Here is a 7,253-nt window from a genome sequence, read left to right on the forward strand (position 1 = left end):
TCATTGCACCACAATGCGAGGATCATAAGGGTTAGTTGCACAGCCTTCGACATTTACTTCGTAGTAATAGTCACCTGAATTTTTAATTTTACAACGCACTTCACCATCGCGTTCTGCACTATATTCACATCTTTTGAAAGGCGAACCCTCGGTAAAACGAATATCAAATGCATCACCACTAGTTGTTTGCCAAGTAATATTTTTTTCCTTTTTTGAACAAACACATTCGGGATCATTCTTACAAGGGTTTTTACTCTCTGAGTATAACAATGTACAGTTACTTTCATTGACTGAGGGAGCTACCTTAATTGCGCAATGTGTTGAGGGGTCAACATGAATGAGCAACTCTTTATCTTTAGCGCTGTTGCTAGCAGCAAAAGCTGCCAAGGAGGTTGTCGCTATTAATAGTATTAAACCGCTGGTCATGTTTTTCAGTAAGTTGATTTTTTGGCTATTCATTGAATTTTCCTTATTCAGGTTAATGGTTTCAAACAATTTCTTTTAACCAATGTTTATAGTCGTAAAACTGAGGATCTGCCAATAAAAGCTGTCGGGGATAGCCGAAAAAAATAGCTTTTTTAATAAATGGCTTCATGTCGTTAACATCAAAGCAGTTAATAGCAACTATGGATAAATCATAATAAATATAGGGATCTTGCACATTATTTTTAAGTGCTATGTCTTGATGATCTTTCGCTTGGGTGCATTGGGTTAATTCAGAATAATAACGAGAAATTTGAGCTTGCAGACTAGAGTCTTTATCATTAATAATGGCATTTTTTTGAGCTAGTTTAAGTCCCTTCTCATAAGCCGACTTAGCGCTATTTTTTTGGTTTTTCGTATATTTAAATGCATCACCTAAATTCCCCCACACGGTGGGATTTAATGGTGATAGCTCAGCACTTTGCAAGTACATTTCGGCTGCATTTTCATAACGTTGCATAAAAAAAAGTACTGTACCTAAATTTGAAAAGGTTAACGAGGTTGGTTCAATTGCCAGTGATTTAGACCAAGCGATATTGGCTTGTTCAAAATCTAATAACAAGTAATAAACTGCACCTAAAGCATTATAGGCCATAGCCTTATTTTTATTAATTAAAATTACCTTGTTAAACTGGCTTATCGCTTGTTCATAACGGCCCGAATTAAACAAAAACAAACCGTAATCATAGTAATGGTTCCAATTACCTAGCTCAAGATTAATCGCTTGTTGATATAAAATTTCAGCCTTATCACTTTGCTCTAATTTTGCGTATAAATCAGCTAATGAAATAAAAACTTCACTGGACTCTGGTTTAATTAGTTTTGCTTTATTTAAGTGTGTTTCAGCTTTTTCATATTGGCCATTGACACGATAAAGTCTACCAAGTGCTAGTTCTGATTCAAACGATACTATCCGATTACTGGCAATTAATTGACAAACATTTAAACCTTTTTCGTATTCCTTTGTATCATTGCTCAGTAAATATTTATCCAAGTAGGTTTGACATAAGGCTGACGAAGCTTGAATAAAATCAGGGTCCAATTGCAAAGCAATAATAAAAAGTTTTTCTGCTGCGACTAACATATTGATATTTTTTGAATTTCTGTACTTTACCTTACCTTGTAAATAAGCATCATAGGCTGCAAAATTCTCTGTTGGCATGGCATTGATGGTGTTGACTGCGTTATCGCCAACGATGAGCAAACGCAATGCATTAGTAATTTTACGAGACAAGTCACTATAGAGTATAACCAGCTCCTCTATAGAGCCCTCAGATACATCAGACCAAACCTGAAAGCCAGTCACAACATCTGTCATGATAGTGTTAATAATTAATACACTGTTGACAACTTTAGAACGCCCTTCTACGATATATTTAACGCCTAAAATATTTTTAATTTCTTCAATGCTTGCTTTAGGTTCTAATGCATTTACAGCCCTTATTGAAGAAACCTTAAATACAGCTACAGCTTTTAATGTTAATAGATTGACCAGTTCTTCTTGCAAACCTGAAACGAAGTATTGAGGATTATTGTCTACACCGGTTGCATGAAAAGGCAAGACAGCAACGGCATTTTCAATCACATTAGCAATGGGCGCTTTGTAATCAACAATGACATTAAATGGCTGTAAATTACTTTCTCTTTCTATTTTCTCAATAAGATGAGTAGATACGTAATATATAATCAACAATATTATTAATATAAAAAAACTATCAACAGATAGTTGTTGATAAATAAATCGGTGGTTTTTATTTGTTTTATGAGCAAACTTTTTTTTTATTTTAAATTCTTTATACCACTGAAAACTAATAACAAGAGGAAAGCCAATAACTAAAAATAAAGCCCCCACCTTCCCACCCCAATTTGGCACATCAAAAATAGGTAAAATAATTGAGAATACTTGTAATAAAACCCAAGATACCACTAAATATGCGACACTAGCGTTAATTAAACGGCTACTTTTTAATAATGAAAATGACAATTGCCATTTTTTTTCTGAACCACTAATTTGGTGCACCTGATCAGCGGGGAACGGCCAAATGCTATTCACTGACTTTACCGCTGTGGGTAAAAGCATACGATAACCTTTGCGAGGAATAGTTTGGATATATGTCGGACATTCTTTGTGATCATCAAGTACATGTCTAATTTCACTGATGACGTGGGTAACATGGGTTTTTGCCGCGTGATTATCACCCCAGGCAAAAGCCAAAATTTGCTCTCGCGAAACAACCTCACCATTAGTCGATGATAAATAAAGTAGAACCTCCATCGCTTTAGGTGCTAAGTGGTATCGTTGACCATTTCGAATAACAATGCCTAAATCAGGTTCAATCACTAGACTACCTAATTGAAAGCCCTGATGTAGCTCTGCATCTACAACAAAGTGCTCCTTAACCTTGTCTAATGAAACTGTAACTTCTGGTTCATTGCTCGCTGACACGTGATGCTAGCCTCACAAAAAAGAGCACTACATGCTTTTAGGCACTCTCTGTAAATATTAGGGTTTAATCAAAATATAAGTATTGTTGATATTAGAAAAAATAGCGAGTAGTCGCTATAATAAAGCCACCTCAGAGCTGATTAAGTTAAGGTTTTTCTGTGGTTATTAACAGATATTTTTTCAAAAAAAATCTTTAATTATTACAATACATGGCCAATAATAAATACATAAGTGAATTCAAAATTAAGCACTATAGAAATAAAAAACCCGCTAGACCTTTTTAATATTGAGGCATAACGGGTTTATAAAAGCTTAATGGTTAAGATAACCGATCAAGATCAATCCACTTCATCTATAGCGGAATTATCAATATCTTGAGGGGTAACTACTTGCTTACGTTTTAATACCGGTAAATCACCAGCGTCTTCCGCTAAAAAGGTATCCTTAACCGTTTTCTTTGATTTCGGTTTCTTAGCTACCACAACTGACTTATTGCTATCTTTTGCTTTGCTATCGATTTTCGCTTTCTTCGGTTTAATACCTTTGAACTTAGCTTTTAAGCCATCAACAGTATCAAAAGTCAGCTTTTGTTGCAAAAATCCTTCTACATTTTTAAAGCTTATCCAGTCTTTAGGTCCAACAAATGAAATAGAGTCACCTGTACTACCTGCGCGGCCAGTGCGACCAATGCGATGAACAAATTCTTCGGTATGCTTTGGCATATCAAAATTAATAACGTGCGAGACATTAATTAAATCTAATCCGCGAGATGCTAAATCAGTCGTGATCAGTATTTTTTGCTGCCCTTTACTGAAACCGTCCATTATTTGATTACGTTGACCTTGGTTTAGCTCACCACTTAACGCGACAGCACTTAAGCCTTGCTCAATTAATAATGTCGATAACCGGTCGGTATCGGCACGGGTCGCAGTAAATATAATTATTTGCTGGTGATCTTCAGTAGCAATAAAGTGCGCCAGTAGCTTTTCTTTATGGCTTAAGTTATCACAAAGATAAAAACGCTTAGTAATGTCTTTATGTTCGGTATAGCCACTGCCGATAGCAACACGCTTTGGCTTTTTCAATAATGCTAAAGCAAAGTCATTAACTTGTGCATGATCTAAAGTCGCAGAAAACAGCAGCGTTTGGCGTTTACGATGATCGGCAGCTTTGTTGATTTGTGATAACTGATCGGCAAAGCCTAAGTCTAACATGCGATCGGCTTCATCCAGGATGAGTAATTCTAAACCACTTAAGTGAAAATGCCCTTGCGAAAGGTGGTCGGCTAAACGTCCTGGTGTTGCAACAATAAAATGAGGTTCTTTTTCTAAAACTTTAACTTGGTCGTTAAAGTTTTCACCGCCAAGAATAAGCACAGCTTTAAATGCGGAGCCAGATGTAAACATTCTTAGTTGAGTGAAGACTTGCTTGGCTAATTCGCGAGTAGGCGTTAAAATAAGCACACGTGGATCTCGCTTACTTAACGCTCTATTTTTCGACAAGCGCTGCATCGCAGGAATAATAAAGGCTAACGTTTTACCTGAGCCGGTCTTAGATGAAGCAATCAAGTCATGACCTGCCATAGCGGCAGGAATTGCCTGCTGCTGAATTTCACTAGGCTCACTAAAACCTAAATGTTCCACAGTTGACATTATTTTACTATCCAATCCAAAATCACTAAACTGCAAGCTTACTCTCCACGTTATTTAACTTATATCTGTTGGACAATATAATTGTTACAGACACATAAAACCAAAAATATAATAGCGCATTATAACCTGTAATTGCCGATGTTTAGCCAAACTATTTTGGTTTAAAAAGAAATACTTCTAATCTAGCTGATGATTGCTAGATTAGTTGATTTAAATTCACCTATTAATCGCTCATTTGTACTAATTCAATACCAAAGATTAAATAAACACATAAGTTCAAAAAAACTTTCCCTTTACCTTAGCTAAAGCAACAGTATATGCAGGTACATATATCGGTTCTTTAACAAAACGATTAGACTTAATTGATACTTAAAATAATTACAGCTTGCTCAACCGTAAGTCGCTTAACAAAACGATGAAGTTTTGTAGCTTAATGACTCAGCTTGTTAGTAAAGTTAAATAAGGTAGAAGATCCGTAGAGGCCTAGTGTGGAATAGCTCAGTAATATTAATTAAGTTAACACTGTTGAATAGAAGTAAATAAATGAATCCAGATGCTCCCGTCTCGCCATACACAGTTATAAAAGCAGTAAAGACAGATAAAAAAGATATATTGCGCTTTTATAAAAATCAGCAATATGCAGCAAGTTTTATCGGACATGATCAATGTTATATTGTCAAAATTGATCAGTGCATTATAGCAAGTGTAATCATATCAGCCGGTCAAAACCCGGAGGATTTTTGGCTACTACACGGCTTAGTTACCGACACAGCTCAACGTGGTAAAAATATCGCAAGTTTAATGCTACATGCCATTATTTCTGATAAAAATGAGCGAAAAAAAGCAAGATATAAGAACATTGTCTGCTTTGCTGATCAGGGATTACAAGCATTTTATTTATCAAATCACTTTATTTGTTATAACACCCGTGACGACATAGCTCAGCTACCGATAGAGTTTAAACAACGATTGATGCGTTATCGAGAGAAACAGAAAAACTTACACTGCTTTCGTTGCAGTGTCAGTGATTAAACCGAGCGACAGTCAATTGCTATTCTATGCCAATAACCTTATATAGAGAGCTATTTTTACAATTCAAGCTATTTTACTTGCTCTCTTAGCTACCTAAAACCAGCTTCCTTGAAAATCAGTACAGTTTTAAGATGGCTAAAATTTTTAATAAAATATTAACTTGATTTTACCCCCCCTAATGACTACCAAAAGTAAGCGCTAGCGCAGACTATTTTTAGCAGCTGTTAGCGTGTTTTTTAATAAACAAGCAATTGTCATTGGCCCTACGCCACCCGGAACAGGCGTAATAGCACCACATTTAGCTATAACCGCATCATAATCTACATCGCCAACCAGTTTTTTTTTGCCTTCATCAGTTAAAATTCTATTGATGCCTACATCAATAATAGTAGCCCCTTCTTTAACCCAAGCAGCTTTAACAAATTTAGCTATACCAACAGCGACAACTAAAATATCAGCTTGCTGACATACTTCTGGTAAATTTATTGTTTGAGAGTGCGCAATGGTTACCGTACAATTTTCTTGTAGTAACAACATAGCCACAGGCTTACCGACAATATTAGATCGACCAATAACAACAGCATGCTTACCAGATAGATCATCACCTAAGTGTTGTTTTACCAACATCACGCAACCTTGTGGCGTGCAGGGTACTATAGCCTCTGATTCACCATTAAATAATCGACCAGAATTTATCGCATGAAAACCATCAACATCTTTATTAGGATTAATGGCTGAAATAATAGCACTTTCATCTATGTGTTTTGGTAAAGGTAACTGAACTAGAATGCCATGAATGCTATTATCATTATTTAATTTTTCGAGCTGGCTTAATAAATATCCCTGAGAAGTATTAAAAGGTAATTTTATCTCATTGGAGATCATACCAATTTCTTGTGTTTTTTTTACTTTATTTTTTACGTAAATATGACTGGCAGAATCTTCACCAACAAGCAGTACGGTTAAACTCGGCTGAATGCCATGACATGATTTAAACTCAGTTATTTCTACCGCTAATTTATCTCGTAATTTTTTAGCTACTAACGTTCCATCAATATTCATTATTATTCTCACTGGTTAAACCAAAATAGCACCTGGTAATTAATACCAATATTATTAATTAATTCGTCTACTTTTTAATGAAAAAAATGGATAAATATAAGGCATAAAATTTAATAGCGCTATAGTTTTTCCCCTTAACCATTAAAATGTACAGATAATTAATAAACTTGGTATAAGTACAAGAATACACTAATGCTATGATACTTATCAAAGTTTTGCTTGCTGAGTACATTAACACTACAAGGCGTTTCAAGTTGCTGTAAGTTAAGCTTTAAATCATAAAAAGCAAAAAACCCGTAGCGCTAGCTACGGGTTTTTAACGTACATAGATGCACTAATACGGGCGGGTGAAGGATGCACAAGAAGGGGCTCACATAAAAAACGATGCCCACACACTCTTACCAATAACACTCATACGTTTCACTGCTTGCATGTACCAAGTAGCTGCGCCATTCTCAAGCTTTACTTATCAAATGCCAGAAAGCAAAAAACCCGTAGCGTTAGCTACGGGTCTCTCTAAATAGAAGCCTAGCAATGTCCTACTCTCACATGGGAACTCCCACACTACCATCGGCGCT

General features: G+C 35.8%; 5 protein-coding genes. 1 reads left to right on the forward strand and 4 read right to left on the reverse strand.

Features of this window, described 5'->3' with window-relative positions; translation table 11 throughout:
- From H4J46_RS01380 to H4J46_RS01390, 3 genes are all read right to left on the reverse strand, one after another.
- Positions 1–459: a hypothetical protein gene (locus H4J46_RS01380; RefSeq protein ID WP_182231797.1), complete on the reverse strand. Its 459-nt coding sequence runs from the start codon at positions 457–459 to the stop codon at positions 1–3.
- Positions 460–487: 28 nt separating this feature from the next.
- Positions 488–2,929, reverse strand: a complete 2,442-nt coding sequence (locus H4J46_RS17470; RefSeq protein WP_182231798.1) for a winged helix-turn-helix domain-containing protein — start codon at positions 2,927–2,929, stop codon at positions 488–490.
- 338 nt (positions 2,930–3,267) lie between these two features.
- On the reverse strand, positions 3,268–4,617 hold the full coding sequence (locus tag H4J46_RS01390) for a DEAD/DEAH box helicase (RefSeq protein WP_182231799.1): 1,350 nt from the start codon (positions 4,615–4,617) through the stop codon (positions 3,268–3,270).
- Between the two features lie 507 nt (positions 4,618–5,124).
- Here H4J46_RS01390 and H4J46_RS01395 point away from each other — a divergent pair.
- Positions 5,125–5,613, forward strand: coding sequence for a GNAT family N-acetyltransferase (locus tag H4J46_RS01395; protein WP_182231800.1), 489 nt, complete (start codon positions 5,125–5,127; stop codon positions 5,611–5,613).
- A 198-nt stretch (positions 5,614–5,811) separates the two neighbouring features.
- Here H4J46_RS01395 and H4J46_RS01400 read toward each other — a convergent pair whose 3' ends face one another.
- On the reverse strand, positions 5,812–6,675 hold the full coding sequence (locus H4J46_RS01400) for a bifunctional 5,10-methylenetetrahydrofolate dehydrogenase/5,10-methenyltetrahydrofolate cyclohydrolase (RefSeq protein ID WP_182231801.1): 864 nt from the start codon (positions 6,673–6,675) through the stop codon (positions 5,812–5,814).
- Positions 6,676–7,253: the final 578 nt, after the last annotated feature.

Origin of the sequence: Colwellia sp. MB02u-6 (genome assembly GCF_014077095.1) — a bacterium.
Classification (GTDB): Bacteria; Pseudomonadota; Gammaproteobacteria; order Enterobacterales; family Alteromonadaceae; genus Cognaticolwellia.

Bases quoted from the DNA above. Each gene is read 5' to 3' on its own strand.
- H4J46_RS01380 (WP_182231797.1), bottom strand. From the start codon at position 459: ATGAATAGCCAAAAAATCAACTTACTGAAAAACATGACCAGCGGTTTA.
- H4J46_RS01395 (WP_182231800.1), top strand. From the start codon at position 5,125: ATGAATCCAGATGCTCCCGTCTCGCCATACACAGTTATAAAAGCAGTA.
- H4J46_RS01400 (WP_182231801.1), bottom strand. From the start codon at position 6,675: ATGAATATTGATGGAACGTTAGTAGCTAAAAAATTACGAGATAAATTA.